12 protein-coding genes are annotated in these 17,784 nt (G+C 51.4%); all 12 read left to right on the forward strand.

All coding sequences use genetic code 11. The features are described 5' to 3' along the window. Positions 1-237: 237 nt before the first annotated feature. The 12 genes from PG862_RS11720 (at position 238) to PG862_RS11775 (ending at position 17,716) form a co-directional block, all read left to right on the forward strand. Complete coding sequence (locus tag PG862_RS11720) at positions 238-4,935, forward strand: acyl-CoA dehydratase activase (protein ID WP_270707480.1); 4,698 nt, start codon at positions 238-240, stop codon at positions 4,933-4,935. A 58-nt stretch (positions 4,936-4,993) separates the two neighbouring features. Continuing rightward, positions 4,994-6,286 (forward strand): phosphopyruvate hydratase, encoded by a 1,293-nt coding sequence (gene eno, locus PG862_RS11725; RefSeq protein ID WP_118293432.1) that lies wholly within the window; start codon positions 4,994-4,996, stop codon positions 6,284-6,286. A gap of 440 nt (positions 6,287-6,726) precedes the next feature. Beyond that, complete coding sequence (locus PG862_RS11730; RefSeq protein ID WP_107001569.1) at positions 6,727-7,833, forward strand: BMP family lipoprotein; 1,107 nt, start codon at positions 6,727-6,729, stop codon at positions 7,831-7,833. Between the two features lie 139 nt (positions 7,834-7,972). Beyond that, complete coding sequence (locus PG862_RS11735; RefSeq protein ID WP_270707482.1) at positions 7,973-9,511, forward strand: ABC transporter ATP-binding protein; 1,539 nt, start codon at positions 7,973-7,975, stop codon at positions 9,509-9,511. After that, entirely contained in the window at positions 9,508-10,554 is a 1,047-nt protein-coding gene (locus PG862_RS11740; RefSeq protein WP_118467442.1) for an ABC transporter permease, read from the forward strand. The genes PG862_RS11735 and PG862_RS11740 overlap by 4 nt, the downstream gene beginning before the upstream one ends. Then, on the forward strand, positions 10,551-11,501 hold the full coding sequence (locus PG862_RS11745; protein ID WP_243023440.1) for an ABC transporter permease: 951 nt from the start codon (positions 10,551-10,553) through the stop codon (positions 11,499-11,501). The genes PG862_RS11740 and PG862_RS11745 overlap by 4 nt, the downstream gene beginning before the upstream one ends. Before the next feature lie 41 nt (positions 11,502-11,542). Next, positions 11,543-12,481 carry a nucleoside hydrolase gene (locus PG862_RS11750; protein ID WP_022359767.1) on the forward strand — a complete coding sequence of 313 codons (939 nt, stop codon included), beginning with the start codon at positions 11,543-11,545 and terminating at the stop codon, positions 12,479-12,481. Between the two features lie 32 nt (positions 12,482-12,513). Further along, positions 12,514-13,788, forward strand: a complete 1,275-nt coding sequence (locus PG862_RS11755) for a M20 family metallopeptidase (RefSeq protein ID WP_118467445.1) — start codon at positions 12,514-12,516, stop codon at positions 13,786-13,788. A 31-nt stretch (positions 13,789-13,819) separates the two neighbouring features. Next, entirely contained in the window at positions 13,820-14,566 is a 747-nt protein-coding gene (locus PG862_RS11760; protein ID WP_118472469.1) for a glutamine amidotransferase, read from the forward strand. A gap of 25 nt (positions 14,567-14,591) precedes the next feature. Beyond that, positions 14,592-15,737, forward strand: coding sequence for a M20 family metallopeptidase (locus tag PG862_RS11765; protein WP_118538508.1), 1,146 nt, complete (start codon positions 14,592-14,594; stop codon positions 15,735-15,737). Next, on the forward strand, positions 15,734-16,759 hold the full coding sequence (locus tag PG862_RS11770) for a LacI family DNA-binding transcriptional regulator (protein WP_270707488.1): 1,026 nt from the start codon (positions 15,734-15,736) through the stop codon (positions 16,757-16,759). The genes PG862_RS11765 and PG862_RS11770 overlap by 4 nt, the downstream gene beginning before the upstream one ends. A gap of 60 nt (positions 16,760-16,819) precedes the next feature. Continuing rightward, positions 16,820-17,716, forward strand: coding sequence for a ribokinase (locus PG862_RS11775; RefSeq protein WP_107001561.1), 897 nt, complete (start codon positions 16,820-16,822; stop codon positions 17,714-17,716). Positions 17,717-17,784 lie beyond the last annotated feature (68 nt).

Consider the following 17,784-nt stretch of genomic DNA (forward strand, 5'->3'; position numbering starts at 1 on the left):
TGTTAGAATGTAGCATATTTATGGCTGTACAGAATGCTGGAAGGCAGATGCGTACAGATCCATACGGTAAAGAGGTGTGCGGGGAAAAACCGTATGCCTCTTCTTCATGTTTTGGCGGATGCTAAGAAGTTGTTAAGATGAAGAGAAAAGAGATGACAGGGCGCAGGCTGTTTGTGTCGGATAGAATGACCGCACAAGTTTTCAGACATCTGGGATAAAGGAGTTAGAAGATACAGAATGGAACAGAAGGGACAAAACGGACAGGAACAGATTCTCGTCGGAATTGACGTTGGCTCAACGACGACGAAGGTGGCAGTGATGGAGGCGGCAACGGGGAAAGTCCTGTTTTCGGACTATACACGCCATCACTCGGATCAGCTTCAGAGTGTGTCGAGAGCTGTAAAATTGGTGAAAGAGACGCTTGCGGGGCGGTCATTTCTGACGGCGATGACCGGTTCGGGCGCAAAGCACCTCTCGGAAGAGCTGGAGATCCCTTATGTACAGGAGGTAGTGGCGAACTCGATCGCCTTGAAAGCCATGTACGGGGAAATCGGAACGGCGATCGAGCTGGGTGGACAGGATGCGAAGATTATCTTTTTCCAGAGGGATAAACGGACGGGCGAGCTGCAGGTCGCAGATATGCGGATGAACGGCAGCTGTGCTGGCGGTACAGGTGCGTTTGTGGATGAGATTGCTTCTCTTCTTAAGACGCCGGTTGAGGAATTTGACGCGCTGGCGGCACAGGGAACAACCGTATATGATATATCCGGACGGTGCGGCGTGTACGCCAAGACCGACATCCAGCCTCTTTTAAATCAGGGGGTTAAAAAATCAGATTTGGCGCTTTCCTCCTTCCATGCGATTGCCAAACAGACGATCGGCGGTCTGGCACAGGGACTTTCGATCGAGAAGCCGGTCGTCTTTGAGGGCGGTCCGCTGACCTTTAACCGGACGCTGGTACGCGTGTTTGCTGAACGTCTGGACCTTCGGCCGGAGGAAATTTTAAGTCCGGACCGGCCGGAACTTCTGATTGCCTGCGGTGCGGCGCGTGCGGCAGTGAAGCTTTTTTCGAAGGAAGAGGCGCTCGCCACGGCAGACGGACTGTTAGATCGGATCGAGAAGGTTCGTGCGGCGCGCGAGGAAGCAAAGAAACAAAGTGAAGCCGGAAATGACGATGAGATGGCGGAGGGCATGTTCCGTTCCCGTCCATTTTTTGCCGACCAGGCGGCGCAGACGGAATTTCAGGAGAGACACAGACGCCCGGAACGAAAAACAGTATATCCGCAGTCAGGCAGTACGCTGCGGGCATATCTGGGTATTGATTCGGGCAGTACGACGACAAAATTTGTCCTGTTAGATGAGAATGAGGAACTTCTGGATTCCTTTTATGCGCCGAATCAAGGCGATCCGCTGACGGTGGCAAAGAAAGCACTGATTGCGATGCGGGAAAAGTATGCGTCCCACGGCGTGCGGCTGGAGATTTTGGCAGCCGGGACGACCGGTTATGGAGAAATGCTGTTTTCACGCGCATTTTCGGCCGAGACACACGCGGTTGAGACGGTGGCACATGCGCGTGCGGCGGCAAAATACACGCCGGATGCGACGTTTCTTCTGGACATCGGTGGTCAGGATATGAAGGCAATCTGGCTGGACAATGGCGTTATCACAAATATTGTCGTGAATGAAGCCTGCTCATCCGGCTGTGGGTCGTTTTTGGAAAATTTTGCATCCTCCCTGCATATTCCGGCGCGGGAGATTGCTGAAAAGGCATTTTCTTCGCAGCATCCGGCTGCGCTCGGAAGCCGCTGTACCGTCTTTATGACGAGCAGTATCGTGACGGAGCAGAGAAATGGAAAACTGCCGGAGGACATCATGGCGGGGCTGTGCCGTTCGATCATTGAAAATGTATTTACAAAGGTTATCCGTGTGTCGAACCTGGATTCTCTGGGAAAGAGGATTGTCGTACAGGGCGGAACGTTTGAAAATGATGCGGTTCTCTGTGCGCTGGAACAGTATGTCGGCCGCCCGGTGATCCGGGCACCGTATCCGGGCATTATGGGGGCGATCGGTGCGGCGCTTTTAGCGAAGGAAGAGGCACAGAGCCGGAAACAGCCGCATTTTATTGGTTTGGATCAAATGGAGTCCCTGACCTGGCAGCAGGAGGCGAATGTGCCGTGTCCGTTCTGTATGAACCATTGTCAGCGTGCGGTGGTGCGGTTTTCGAATGGAACCTCATGGATCACGAACAACCGTTGTGAGCGGGGCGAGATTCTTGGCGATCCGAAGGATGTGAAGGTGCGCGAGCGACTGAAAATAGCGTCCGAAAACCGGAATAAAGTGCCAAATCTCTATAAATTGCGGGAAGAACTCCTGTTTGCAGATTATCTGGATCAAGCGGAAGAGGGGGATGCATCGTCTGCAAAAAGTCATTCAGAGCGGGCAGCCGCTAAGACTGGTCTTGTGCCGAATGCTGTGTCTGATACTGTGCGGCGAAATATAACCATCGGTCTGCCGCGCGTCCTTGCTTTCTGGGATACGATGCCGTTCTGGACGACGTTCTGGCGTTCGCTGGGCTTTGAAATTCAGATTTCATCCCCGAGCACGCACAAGATGTTTGAGGAAGGCTTAAGCGCGGTAACTTCAGATACCGTCTGCTTTCCGGCAAAACTGGTGCACGGGCATATCCGCGATCTGGTAAAGAAGAAAGTGGATCGTATTTTTATGCCGTCGATTGCGGCGATCGGATCGGAAAATACGGAATCAACGAGCGAGTCCATGTGTGCAGTCGTGAAAGGATATCCGCTTGTGATCCGCAACTCGGATTCTCCGGAGAAACAGTGGGGCATTCCGTTTGATGCACCGTTATTTTACTGGTACAGGGAGGAAGATAAAGAACGTCAGCTTATTACATATATGGAACAGACATTTTCCATCCAGCCGTCGGAAACGAAAAAGGCGGTTCTTGCAGGAAATGATGCGATGCGGCAGTTTAGGAGCCGCCTGAAAGAGGCGGGAGCGAAGGTTCTGGAAGAGGTGGAAAAAGAGGGGCGCTATGCGGTGGTGCTGGCGTCAAGACCGTATCAGAACGATGCGCTTGTCAACCACAGCCTGCCGGAGCTTTTGACCGAGTTCGGCGTTTCGGTTCTGACGGCAGATTCTGTTCCGGGCATTGAAACTGTGGATTTAAGCCACAGCCGTCTGGATGTCGTAAACAATTACCACGCGCGGATGCTGGCGTCCGCGGTTCTGGCGGCACAGAGCCAGAATCTGGAATATGTCCAGTTTGTAAGCTTTGGATGCGGGCATGACGCATATTTGTCGGATGAGATCCAGCGTATGATGCGAGAAATCTCCGGAAAATCACCGCTGATCCTGAAACTTGACGAGAGCGAGGTACAGGGACCGCTGCGGATCAGGGTGCGTTCCTTCCTGGAGACGATCAACATGCGGCGGAAGAAGCGGGAGATGGCGGAGAGGCTGCAAAACCAGCCTGGAACAAGCCGACAGGAGAATGCGGGCGGCGGAAATGAATGCGGGACGGCTGTGCTGGGACCAGATATTCAAAAATCCTGGCAGGTTCACGAACTTTCGGATCCATATCCGGTTAAATTTGAGGTGGAAGACCGCAAGAAGCGCACGGTTCTGGTCCCGAACACCTCCCACGCGTTCTGCCGGATTATGTCGGCGGCGTTGAAGACACAGGGAATCCGGGCAGTTCCGCTGGCGGTCGGCAGGGAAGAGGCGATCCGCCTCGGAAAGCAGTATGTCCACAACGATATCTGTTTCCCGGCGCAGATTGTCATCGGCGAGGCGCTGGCAGCACTTCGGAGTGGTCAGTATGTGCCATCTGAGACGGCGATCGGTATGGGAAAATACATCGGTGACTGCCGCCTGACCCATTACAGTGCGCTGCTTCGCAAGGCGCTTGACGACGCCGGCTACCCGGAGGTGGCGATTCTGACGAACGATGACGTCGATTATCATGATCTGCATCCGGGCTTTCGGATGAACCTTATGTCGGCGATCCGTCTGGCGGGATCGCTTCCGATGATCGATATTCTGGAAGAGCTGCTTCGCAAGATCCGCCCGTATGAGAAGGTTTCCGGAAGCAGCGATCAGGCATTTGACGAGGCGATGGATTTCGTCGTGGATGGTCTGGAGCAGCATGGGCTTTCAGGCGCTCTGCGAGGCTTTAAAAAGGCGATCCAGCGGATGAATGCGATCGAATATGACCGGAGCCAGCCGCGCCCGCGCGTCCTGATCATCGGCGAGTATCTCCTCAATTTCCATCCGGGCGCGAATCATGAGATTGAGCGCTACCTGGAGAAAAATGGATTTGAGATTATCGAGGCGCGGATGACGGATGTTATCCGGAAAACGTATTTCTGCCAGGATGAGCAGATTCGGACGTATCATCTGAAAAAGCCGTTTGTCAAGAAAAACTGGTACCATGTGGCGAACCGGGTATTTGACGCTGCGCACGCGGCAGCGGATCGGATAGCGAAACAGCATCCGCTCTATACGCCTGTCTGCCGCCTGCCGGAACTGGTAAAGGAAAGTGACCCGATCATCCCGCACACCTTTGATGCGGGCGAGGGCGTGCTGATTCCGGGTGAGATCCTGCACCATGCGGCGCACGGCTGCCGGGCATTTGTGATTTTACAGCCATTTGGCTGTCTGCCAAACCATGTGGTAGGACGCGGCATCGTAAAAAAAATGCGGGAAATGTACCCGGACGCCCAGATCCTGCCGCTTGACTACGATCCGGATGTGAGCTTTGCCAATCTGGAAAACCGCCTGCAGATGCTGATTATGAATGTGAAAGAAAGAAGCGTGGACACGGTTGCCCTGCCGGACGTGGGGCAGAGAAGCCCCGTGGAGACTATGAATAGAAAACAGAAAAACGCCGATAATAAAAAGCAGAAAGTTTCCTGATTTCGGGTTAGACAAAAATAGAAATCACATAAGCCCACGCGGCGGAAAGGGACAAGCTATGAAACATCTGGAAATTGAAAAGGTGATTGGACGGGAGATTGTTGATTCGAGAGGAAATCCAACCGTGGAGGCGGAGGTTTATCTATCAGACGGAAGCATAGGACGCGGCGCGGCACCGAGCGGTGCATCGACAGGTGAATTTGAGGCTCTGGAGCTGCGAGACGGCGACAAGTCGCGTTTCGGCGGAAAGGGCGTACAGAAAGCAGTCCAGAATGTGAATACCGTGATTGCAGAGGTGTTAAGGGGCATGGATCCGGCGGACGTCTATGCGGTTGATAAAGCGATGATCGAGGCGGACGGAACCAAGGATAAATCCAAGCTGGGCGCGAATGCGATCCTGGCGGTTTCGATCGCGAACGCACGGGCAGCAGCCAATGCGTATGGTCTCCCGCTGTACCGTTTCCTCGGCGGTGTGTCTGGAAACCGTCTTCCGGTTCCGATGATGAACATTTTAAACGGCGGCGCGCATGCGGCAAACACCATCGATGTACAGGAGTTCATGATTATGCCGGTTGGAGCAGAGAGCTTTTGTGAGGGACTCCGCTGGTGTACCGAGGTGTTCCATGCACTGGCAGCATTGCTTAAAGAGCGCGGACTGGCAACCTCTGTCGGTGATGAGGGCGGTTTTGCACCGGATCTGGGAAGTGACGAAGAAGCAATCCAGTGCATCTTAGAGGCAGTGGAGAGAGCCGGATATAAGCCGGGCGAGAGTTTTGTCCTGGCGATGGATGCGGCATCCAGTGAGTGGAAGAGCGGCAGGAAGGGCGAATATCTGCTTCCGAAGAGTGGCAAACACTTCACCTCCGAGGAGCTGATCGCACACTGGAAACAGCTCTGCGGGAAATACCCGATCGCCTCGATCGAGGATGGTCTGGACGAGGAGGATTGGGAAGGCTGGCAGAAGATGACCGCAGAACTCGGCGGACAGGTGCAGCTGGTCGGCGACGATCTGTTTGTAACAAATACCGAACGCCTGGAAAAAGGTATCCGTCTCGGCTGCGGCAATTCGATCCTGATTAAGCTGAACCAGATTGGATCCGTCTCCGAGACACTGGAGGCAATCAAGATGGCACATAAGGCAGGTTACACGGCGATTGTATCCCACCGTTCCGGCGAAACCGAGGATACGACGATCGCAGATCTGGCGGTCGCATTGAATACCTGCCAGATCAAGACGGGCGCACCGAGCCGGAGTGAGCGCGTGGCAAAATACAACCAGCTTCTGCGGATTGAGGAAGAGCTGGGAACCGGCGCACAGTATCCGGGGAAGGCGGCATTTAATAAAAATTAAGTTGTTTTTTTTGCGGATATCGTGCAGACAAGCAATCTGTTACATTGCATGAAATGTGTGAATTGTTCCGAAAACGAATGCATTTCCTCAGAAACAGACAAAAATCATCTGGGGAAATGCCGGATGGCGTCGAAACAAAGGAAAATAGAATACAACTTTGAAAAGGAATGCGTTTTACCGTACAACCAGGACGGAGAGAAACGTATTCCTTTTTGTTTTGCATAAGACCGAAAAAAGGAATATTGCTAAAAGTTTGACAATATTTTAAAAAATAATCGTTTTTATACGAAATTTATTGACAAAACAGTGGGAATGATTGTAAAATAACTGTAAAGCAAATATGAAAAAAGGATTTATTTTTTTTGAACGAATGGAAAAACGTTTTACCAAAGGAATGGTCCGGCGGATAACGTATTTCACATAAAAAGGAGGATGAAAGAATGAGAAAGAGAACATTAAGCATTGTACTTGCAGCAGCAATGTGTGCCAGCTTAACAGCCTGCGGCGGTGGCGGAAGTACTGCTGAGACAACGGCAGCTGACAGCAGCAATACCGAGACAAAGGCAGCCGACGCTTCAGAGAAATCTGACAAACCGCTTCGTGTGTGTGTTGTCTACACCGGCAACTTAGGTGATAAGAGCTACAATGACTCCTGCAACATGGGTGCACAGAAAGCAGTTGAGGATTTCGGCATCGAGCTTAAGAGCCTTGAGGGTACCACTGCTGAAGAGTGGAAAGCAAACCTACTTCAGGCTTGTGATGACGGCTACGATTTAATCATCGGTGCTTCTTCCAACATCGCAGATTATATCACTGAGAATGCATCCAGTTATCCGGATACCAAGTTTGCAGTTATCGATACAACCGTTGATCTGCCGAACGTTGAGTCCATCAGCTTTGCTCAGAATGAGGGCTCCTTCCTGGCAGGTGCGGCAGCAGCTATGTTCACCACCAAGACCGATATCCCGAATGTCAATGAAGATCATATCATCGGCTGGGTAGGCGGTATGGATATTCCGGTACTTCATGACTTCTATACAGGTTATGAGCAGGGCGCGAAGTATATCGATCCGGATATCAAGATTCTTCAGGCTTTTGCAGGAAGCTGGACGGATCCGTTAAAGGGTAAAGAGCTGACGTTAGCACAGTATGAGCAGGGTGCTGATATTGTCATGAACGTAGCATCCGGTACCGGTGTTGGTATTCTGGAAGGTGCAAAAGAAGCTGACAAATACGCAATCGGCGTTGACTTAAACCAGGATTCCGATCAGCCTGGACATGTTCTTACTTCCATGGTTAAGAGAGTTGATAATGCTTGCTATCTGGTTATCCAGTCTGCAGTAGAGGGAACTTTTGAGGGCGGCACAACCAAATATCTGGCATTGAAGGACGGCGGTGTCAGCCTGACCGATTTCTCTGTTATCAAAGAATCTCTGGGCGACAAATTCCCGCAGGATATCGTTGATAAGTGTGATGAGCTTGCCGAGAAGATCAAATCCGGCGAGATCGTAGTTGAAAACTATGAAGGATTTGGCCCACAGGCATAATTGATAAAGACAAGGCCGGGAGCGAGTGAAACCTGGCGGCGAAGGGGGATCTGAATTCTTTCAGGTTCCCCTTCATTTTCAACAAAATGTTTTTTCTTGGAAAGAGCCGTCAGGCATTTCCGGACGAGAGGGTGATCGAATGAACGAATACGTAGTGGAGATGAAAGAAATTGTCAAAAATTTCGGGCAGGTTCAGGCGGTAAAGCATGGTGAATTTACTCTGAAAAAGGGCGAGATTCATTCTCTGATTGGTGAAAATGGAGCTGGTAAATCCACCATGATGAAGCTTCTGTACGGCATGTATCCCATTGACGAGGGCGAGATTATCGTCAAAGGTGAACCGATGGGAACCATCACACCGAAGCTTGCAATTGAGCACGGTGTCGGCATGGTCCATCAGGAATTTATGCTGGTGAATGAGCTGACGGTTCTGGAGAATATTATTCTGGGATTTGAACCGAAAAAGGGATTGACAATTGACTTTGACAAGGCAAGAAAAGAAGTTAAAAAGTATATTGAACAGTATCATATGGACGTGCAGCTGGATAAAAAGGTAAGCCAGATATCCGTTGGTGAGGCGCAGCGTGTCGAGATTATCAAGACATTGATGCGAGGTGCTGATATCATCATTCTGGATGAGCCGACAGCGGTTCTGACCCCTCAGGAGGCAGAACGTCTGTTTGAAATCCTGAACAATCTGAAACAGGATGGAAAATCCCTTGTCTTTATTTCTCATAAGCTGAATGAAGTTATGGCAATATCAGACCGCATCTCTGTGATGCGTCAGGGACAATATATGGGCACTGTTAATAAAGAGGAAACTTCTCCGCTGGATCTGACCAAACGAATGATCGGACGTGAAGTATTCTTAAACATTGATAAGGCTTATTCTGAGGCGGGAGATACGATTCTGGAGGTTCAGGATGTGTGGATTCCCAGCCAGAAGGAGACATCGAAGATCCGGGGCATGTCCCTGCATGTCAAGGCCGGTGAGATTGTCGGCGTGGCAGGTATCGATGGAAATGGACAGAGTGAGCTGGTTGAGGCGATCACCGGACTCCGCAAGGTAGAGAAGGGCAAGATCCTTCTTTGCGGCAAGGATATTACGAATCAGAGTCCGAGAAAAGTAAGGGAGAGCGGTCTTTCCCATATTCCGGAGGATCGAAATACAAGAGGTCTGAACCGTGCCATGACCATCGAGGAAAATCTGATCGCAGTCCGCCTGGATCAGCCTCCATTTACCAAGGGCATTATGATGAATAAATCAGGACAGGATACCTATGCAAAAGAAATGGTAGAACAGTTTGATATACGCCCGGCGGATTATAGTCTTCCTACATCCTCCTTATCCGGCGGCAATGCACAGAAGGTCGTAGTAGCCCGGGAGGTATCTCTTGGCAATAAGCTTCTGGTAGCATCCCAGCCTACCAGAGGTGTAGATATCGGTGCCATCGAACTGATTCGAAATACCCTGGAAAAGGCGAAAAAGGCAGGCGCCGGTGTTCTGCTGGTTTCGGCAGAATTGGAAGAGATTATCTCCCTTTCGGATCGTATCGTAGTTATCCATGAAGGTAAAATTACCGGCGAGATGAGGGCCGACGAGGCCAATGAAAACAATCTGGGTCTGCTTATGATGGGCGGTACAGACACAGGGAAGGACGGTGAAGCAGCAGTATGAATCAGACATTAAATGGTATTCGAAGGATTCTTATTACGATACTCGTTGCGATGGGTGTCGGTGCGCTGTTTATCATAGCCATCGGGGAAAATCCCATTGATGCATATGCGGCGCTGTTCCGCGGTGCTTTTGACGGAAAGCTCCGTCTGGGCACAACCTTGGCAGGATTTACTCCGCTGCTGCTGACATCCATTGCCTTTGCAGTTGCAGCAAAAGCAGGTGCTTTTAACGTAGGTGTTGAGGGCGAGGTTTTCTTGGGCGGTATCACAGCTGCTTATATCGGCATCAACTGGACCTTCCTTCCGAAGCCGGCTCTGTATGTGGCCTGCTTCGTAGGTGCGATGGTGGTAGCAGCTGCCTGGGCCTTTATTCCGGCGATTTTGCGTGCCTATTATAATGTAAATGAAGTATGTACCACCATTTTGATGAACACAGTAGCCCTTTATATCACATCTTATCTGGTCAGCGGACCTATGAGTGCTGGTACTGCTAATGCTCAGTCCCTGCCGGTTACGGTAAGACTGTATCAGTTTATGAAACCCAGCAGTGTCAACGTTGGTATTTTCATCGCAGCCATCACCGTGATTGTGATTATTTTTATGCTTCAGAAAAGCAGCTGGGGCTACAAGATCCGTACCGTCGGCCTGAATCCGACCCATGCGGATTATGTGGGAATTGATTCCAAAAAGGTATTTGTCGGTGCTATGATGCTTTCCGGTATGTTAGGCGGCATGGCAGGCTGCATCGAGGTTCTGGGTGTTCACGGATATTTCCTGAACAACTTCGCAACTGGACTTGGAAGCAATGGTATGCTGGCAGCTCTGATTGTAAAGAACAACATGGTTTCAACTCCATTTATGGCATTTTTCCTGGCAGTTTTAAAATCAGGTGCTATGGGAATGCAGCAGTCAACCGGTGTACCAAAATCGCTGGTTGATACCATTACAGCAGTTTTCATTATCATAGCGACCATGGAGACTGCATTCCAGTTTACAAAGAAACGTAAAAAGAAAACGGAGGGGAAGAAGGAGGATAAGGCATGAATGCGATAATGCAGAATTTTGATAAAATCTTTAATGCGTCGCTGATTTATGCAACGTTTCGTTCAGCGACTCCGATCATCTTTGCCGCTCTTTGTGCGGCAATCACCCAGCAGGCCAATATCTTAAATATCGGTACTGAGGGTATCATGCTGGTAGGTGCTTTTACAGCAGTAGCGGTCAGCTACTTTACCGGAAGCTGGCTGTTAGGTATAATCGCGGCGATGATCGCGGGTGCTGTGATTGCGATGATCATGGCGGTCGGTCACATCCGTTATAACTCTGAGATCTGTGCGATCGGTATGGGTATCAACTTGCTGGCGCTGGCGCTCACAAAATTCATGGTAAATGCGATCTTCCACAGCACCGGCAGTTTTTCCAGCCCGGACATCAAAGCAATTCCGCGTGTGTCGCTCGGATTTTTAGACAATCTGCCGGTGGTTGGCGACCTGTTTAACAACTGGTGTGTGACCGAGTGGTTTGCCATCGTTCTGATTATTCTGCTTCAGTTCTTCTTTTATAAGACTGTATGGGGACTGCGTCTGCGTGCGGTGGGGCAGTTTCCGGAAGCAGCCAAGACGGCAGGTATCAAGGTAAATGCAATCAAATATCAGGCGATGCTGCTTTCTGGTCTCATCGGTGGTCTGGCAGGTGCACATCTTTCCCTGGGATACAGTACCCAGTTTATCGAGAACATGACCAATAACCGTGGTTTCATGGGCGTTGCAGCCATGTATTTCGGCGGCGCGAACCCGGTTCTGACCACACTGGGCTGTCTGCTCTTTGGATTTTCAGATTCCGTCGGTGCCCGTCTCCAGGCATATGGCATTCCATCCCAGTTCGTTCTGATGATGCCGTATATCGTGACCATTGCGGTACTGGCAATTTCCATGATTGCGAAGATTTCAACCAACAAGAAGAGAGAATCTTCCCTGCATGTGGGAAGCTGATGATGAAGAAAGATAAAACACTATAAGGAGGACATAATCAGATGGAAAAGACAAAAATTATTCTTGACTGCGATCCGGGACATGATGACGCGGTCGCGATCACGCTGGCGGCGAACAGTGACAAGATCGATCTGTTAGGTATTACAGTCGTAGCAGGCAACCAGACGCTGGAGAAAACGCAGATTAATGCGAGAAATGTGTGCCAGTGGCTCGGTGTGGATGTGCCAGTGTATGCGGGCTGCGGACAGCCGATGGTGCGTGAAAAAATGATAGCGGGCGATATCCACGGTGAAACAGGGCTGGATGGTCCGGTTTTCCCGCCGCTGACAAAAGAATTAGAGAAAGAGCATGCAGTCAATTTCATCATCAAAACCCTGATGGAGTCCGACGGCGATATCACGATGGTGACAACCGGTCCGATGACCAATCTGGCGATGGCGATGCGGATGGAACCGGCGATTATTCCGAAGATCAAACAGATCGTCCTGATGGGAGGCGCGTATACCAATGGTAACGTAACTCCAGCAGCAGAGTTCAATATCATCGCCGATGCGGATGCAGCATATGTATGCTTTACCAGCGGACGCCCAATCACGATGATGGGTCTGGATGTTACCCGCAAGGTACTGTGCTATCCGGAGATTGTTGACCGGATGGAGAAGATAGGCAATAAGGCATCCAAGCTCTTTGCGGATCTGATGCGCTTCTTCTGCAAGACCCAGAAAGAGGTATTTGGCTGGGAAGGCGGACCTCTGCACGATCCGGTTACGATCGCATGGCTGATTGATCCGAGCGTTGTGACCCTGAAACCGATGCATGTGGACATTGACATCCGCAGCGTCCAGTCCTACGGACGTACTAACTGCGATTTCTTCGGTTACGGCGGACAGGAGCCGACTGCAAACGTAGCGATCGATATCGATGCGGCGAAGTTCTGGGATATCGTTGAGGCAGGGCTGAGAAGATACAGCGAGGCATAGTTTATAATACTTGTGTTCGGAGGCAGATATAGATGAGAGACCTGAAAGAAGTTTTAGAGCAGAACAAAGAGAAATATATCGAAGAACTCAAGAATCTGGTGGGAATTGATACCCATGACTTAGGGCACGGAATCGATGGTGGTCTGGAGAAACAGGGACAGGAGTATATGGTAAACCTGTTTGAATCGATGGGAGCCGACGAGATCACGGTGGATCCGATGGATGAGGCTGTGATTCAGGAAAGCTACAAAAAGCACCAGGAAGGAAACCTGGGGCACAACCAGACCGACCGTGCCAATGTCTATGCGACATTTAAAGGAAAACAGGGCGGAAAAAGCCTGTTATTTAACGGTCATATTGACGTTATGCCGGCGGAGATGGAAGACGGCTGGACGAACCCGCCGTTTGAGCCAGTAATTCGGGATGGCAAGATGTACGGACGCGGCTGCACGGATATGAAGGGCGGTCTGATGGCATCGGTGATGGCGGTAAAGCTTTTGCAGGATGCCGGGTATGAGCTGCCGGGCGATGTGACAATTACCTCCGTGTGTGACGAGGAAGGCGGAGGCAATGGCTCGATCCAGGCGGTAATGCGCGGTCTGAAAGCCGACGGCGTTGTCAACTGCGAGCCGACCGACGATACCCTGATTCTGGCGCATATGGGCTGGGTATTCTTTAAGGTTGATTTTGAAGGAAAAGCGTGCCATTCCGGTGCAAAAGCCGAGGGCGTCAGCGCGATCGAGAAGGCGATCAAGGTAATTCAGGGGTTAAATGAGATGGAGCACCGCTGGCTTCTGACGATCCGCCACCGCCTGCTTCCGCCGCCGAGCTTAAATATCGGCGTGATCGAGGGTGGAACCGCCGGTTCTACCGTGCCGGGCGAGTGCAGTTTTTCTACCTGCGTCCACTATGTTCCGACCCTGATGAATCAGGATATGGTTGTAAAGGAATTTACAGAGGTCGTTGAGCGGATCAGCCGTTCCGACGCGTGGATGGAGGCACATCCGCCGAAGATTTCCATTTACCAGACCGGACACGGGTTTGAGATGGAGGAGGATCATCCGCTGGTAGACACCTTTAAGGAGGCGTACAGTGAGGCACTTTCGCGCAGCGTGAAGGTGGAAGGATCCCATTTTGGCTGTGATTCCCGCCTGTGGCGCAACATTGCCGGATGCCCGACGATCCAGTACGGACCGGGCGAGGGCGCACAGTGCCATACCGTGGATGAGTGGCTGAAGCTCGATTCCTATCTGGAAGCGATTCTGGTGTATGCGAAACTGATTCTTTCCTGGGGAGAGAAGAAATAAGGAATTGATAAATATATAAGGAGATAAAAATATGAGCAAGAAAGTTTTACTGGCAGGCGAGTCCTGGATGAGCTATACAACCCATGTTAAGGGATTTGATTCATTTTACACTTCTACCTATGAAACCGGTGAAAAATGGCTGAAAGCAGCCCTTGAGGCAGGTGGTTATGAGGTGACATTCCTTCCAAACCATCTGGCAAATGAAGAATTTCCATTTACAATGGAAGAACTGAAACAGTATGATCTGGTAATTCTGTCCGATATTGGAGCGAACACCCTGCTTCTGCCGGGTGCTACGTTTAACCGCAGTGAGAAAATGCCGAACCGCTGCAATCTGATCCGCGACTATGTCAACGATGGCGGCGCTCTTCTGATGGTCGGCGGATATCTGACCTTCTCCGGCGTGGATGCAAAGGGCAAATGGCATGACACAGCCGTACAGGAGGTTCTTCCAGTCGAGGTTCTGACGGTCGATGACCGTATGGAACACTGCGAGGGTGTAAAACCGGTAACCGTGGGCGAGCATGAAGCTTTAAAGGGCATTCCGACCGACTGGCCGGAGGTTCTCGGTTACAATAAGGTAATCGCAAAACCGGAGGCAGAGGTTCCGGTTACTGTAGAGGGCGATCCGTTTATCGCATTTGCTTCTTATGGAAAAGGGCGCAGTGGTGTTGTCACAACCGACTGTGCACCGCACTGGGCACCGCCGGAATTCTGTGAGTGGGAATACTACAATAAATTGTGGCAGAATATCGCAGACTGGCTGATTCAGAAATAAGATAGCAGGAAAAAGGAGAGCGCGTATGGACGGAGCGGTGAAACTTTTAAAAGAGCTTCTGACCATTCGGAGTGTCAATGGACGGGATGACGAGGGAGCAGTGGCGGAATATTTGTGCAAGTATTTCGAACAATCGGGAATTTCTGCACATATACAGCGGATTGACGCGACACACGCCAATGTGCTGGCGGAGCTTGAGGGGGAGTCGGATGGCGCTCCGATCTTCTGGAACGGGCATCTGGACACGGTTCCTTACGGAGATACCGGAGAATGGAAGACTGACCCGGCGGTTCCGGTGGAACGGGACGGTTTTCTCTATGCCCGCGGTGCCAGCGATATGAAGAGTGGGCTTGCCGCGATGGTGTACGCGCTCTGTGAATATAAAAAATCCGGTCGTCCGGTGCCGCGTACGATCCATTTCCTCGGAACCTGTGATGAGGAAAAGGGCGGCATCGGCGCCAGGGAGATCTTAAAGGAAGTCCCGGAGACGTCGATTGGAACGCTTCTGATAGGAGAACCGACGGGATGCAGGCTGGGCGTGGCGCAGAAAGGCTGCCTGTGGCTGGAGATAGAAGCACACGGAAAGACGAGCCACGGGGCATACCCGCAGGAGGGCTGCAATGCCGTGGAACAGGCGATGGCGCTGACAGGTGAGATTGAAACATATGTGAAAAGCTTCACACACCCGGTTCTCGGCGCATCGACCGCGCAGGTAACGCAGATTTCCGGCGGCGTGGCGCCAAATATGACGCCGGACACCTGCCGGATTCTCATGGATATCCGTATGACACCGGGACTGACAAGTCAGATGGTAGTCGGTCAGGCGGAGGCGTTTGCGGCGGCGCGTTCCGTTACATCAGAAGAAAAATTTCGCGTCAGCTGCCGGATTGTCAATGACCGGCGGGCGATCGAGATTGGAGAATCCCATCCGCTTGTGAAACAGCTCTCGAAGGAACTGGAGAAAAAAGGGCTTCCGGTGGAGACGACTGGGATTAATTTCTTTACAGATGCTTCGATCCTGGTGGAACACAAGCTGGATGCAGCCGTTCTCTTATTTGGTCCGGGCGAGGCAGGCATGGCGCATAAGCCAAATGAGCGGGTCGAGATAGAAAAATATCAGAAATCCATTCAGGTTCTCATGGATCTGATCGCATCGGAGGTGGATGAGTGAGGGCAACCATCAAGGATATTGCCGCTGCGACTGGTTTTTCCGTGACGACAATCTCACTGGTTCTCAATGGAAAAGGATATAAGATCTCGGATGAGACAAAGAATCAGATCCTAGCGAAGGCGCGGGAACTGAATTATCGTCCGAACCAGCTCGCGGTCAGCCTGGTAAAGCGGCAGAGCAAGACCATAGGATTTATCGTCCCGGATATTTCCAATGTATATTTTGCCAATATGGCGCGCGCGATCGATGAGGCGTGCCGCGAAAATGGCTGGAGTGTGATTCTCTGCAACACGAATGATAATTATGACCGGGATCGCGAGTATATCGATCTTCTGGCGGATAAAGGCGCGGACGGCATTGTGTTTATCATGGCTAAAGATAATACGCGGGAGATGGCGGCGGAGGAGATTGATTATCTGGAATCGATCCACATACCCTATGTGGTAGTTGACCGGATCCCGGAGCTTCGGAATTGTCCGGCGGTCGGTACCGACCATGAGATCGGCGGTTATCTGGCGGCGCGCCATCTGTTAAGTCTTGGACACCGGCGGATTGCCTGCGTCGTGGGACCGCATGCGACCCAGATGGATTCGGAGGCGCGTTACCATGGCTACTGCCGGGCGATGGAGGAGGCGGGAATTCCGGTGGATGAACGTCTCGTCTGTGTCGGCGAGTATACGCAGGAGGGCGGCGCGGCGGCAGTCGAACAGCTCATTTCACAGGATTTTACGGCGATTTTCGCCTGCAACGATGCTTCAGCGTATGGCGTATGCAGAAAACTCAAGGAATATAGAAAGAAAGTGCCGGAAGATGTTTCGGTCGTCGGATACGATGACGTTTTCTATGCCCGGATGCTGGAGGTGCCGCTGACAACGATACGGCAGCAGGTACGGGAGATGGGAAGAGAGGCGGTAAGGCTGCTTCTGAAACAGATACGGGAACATAAAAGACCGGAGAGCAAGGTGATCTTTGCGCCGGAACTGGTAGTACGGGAGAGTACGGCGCGAATACAGCCGTCTTAAGCGATACATCAAAGATGCCGGCGGCAGATTTTGAAGGAATTGGTCAAGGAGGGGAGCAGAGTGAAGGTATTGAATTTTGGTTCACTGAATATTGATTATACGTATCAGGTGGATCATTTTGTAAGAGCGGGAGAGACGATGTCCTCCGAGTCGCTGCAGGTATTCAGCGGCGGCAAAGGGCTGAATCAGTCGATCGCGCTGAGCAAGGCGGGCGCAGACGTATGGCACGCCGGAGCTGTCGGAGCCGGGGATGGAGATTTCCTTATCGAGCAGATGAAGAAGGCGGGCGTCCACACGGAGTTGATCGAGCATCTCGACGGGCAGACAGGACACGCGATCATCCAGAAAGATCCGGCAGGGCAGAACTGCATTCTGCTGTATGGCGGTGCCAACCAGCGGATCACGAGGGAAATGGTGGATCGCGTCCTGACACAGTTTGAGGCGGACGATTTCCTGATTTTACAGAATGAGATCAGCGAGATCGGCTATATCATGGAGAAAGCCCATGAAAAAGGCATGAAGATCGTTCTGAATCCGTCCCCGATGAATGCGAAGATCCTGTCCTATCCGCTGGAATATGTGGATTACTTCTTATTAAATGAGGTGGAGGCGTCGGATATCTGCGGCATTGAGGCAACCAAAGATCCGCAGGCGCTGATGAACGGACTGGTAAAACAGTTCCCGGAGGCGAAGATTGTCCTGACACTCGGCGGCGATGGTTCCGTGTACCGCGATGGTGACACAGTCCTTCGTCAGGGAATCTATAAAGTGCCGGTTGTGGACACGACGGCGGCAGGCGATACATTTACCGGTTATTTTATCGGCGGCTTACAGCTCGGTGAAGACCCGAAGACGGCGCTGGAACATGCGGCAAAAGCGGCAGCGATCGCCGTTTCCCGCCCAGGAGCAGCTCCGTCGGTGCCGAACCGGGAGGAAGTCGAGACGTTTGAAGGATAAAAAGCACCTGAAAACTTGTCTTTTAAAACAGAATATAGTAAAATACCATTTGGTGGCGTTTCCGAAAT

Origin of the sequence: Clostridium fessum (assembly GCF_027698965.1) — a bacterium.
GTDB lineage: Bacteria > Bacillota > Clostridia > Lachnospirales > Lachnospiraceae > Otoolea > Otoolea fessa.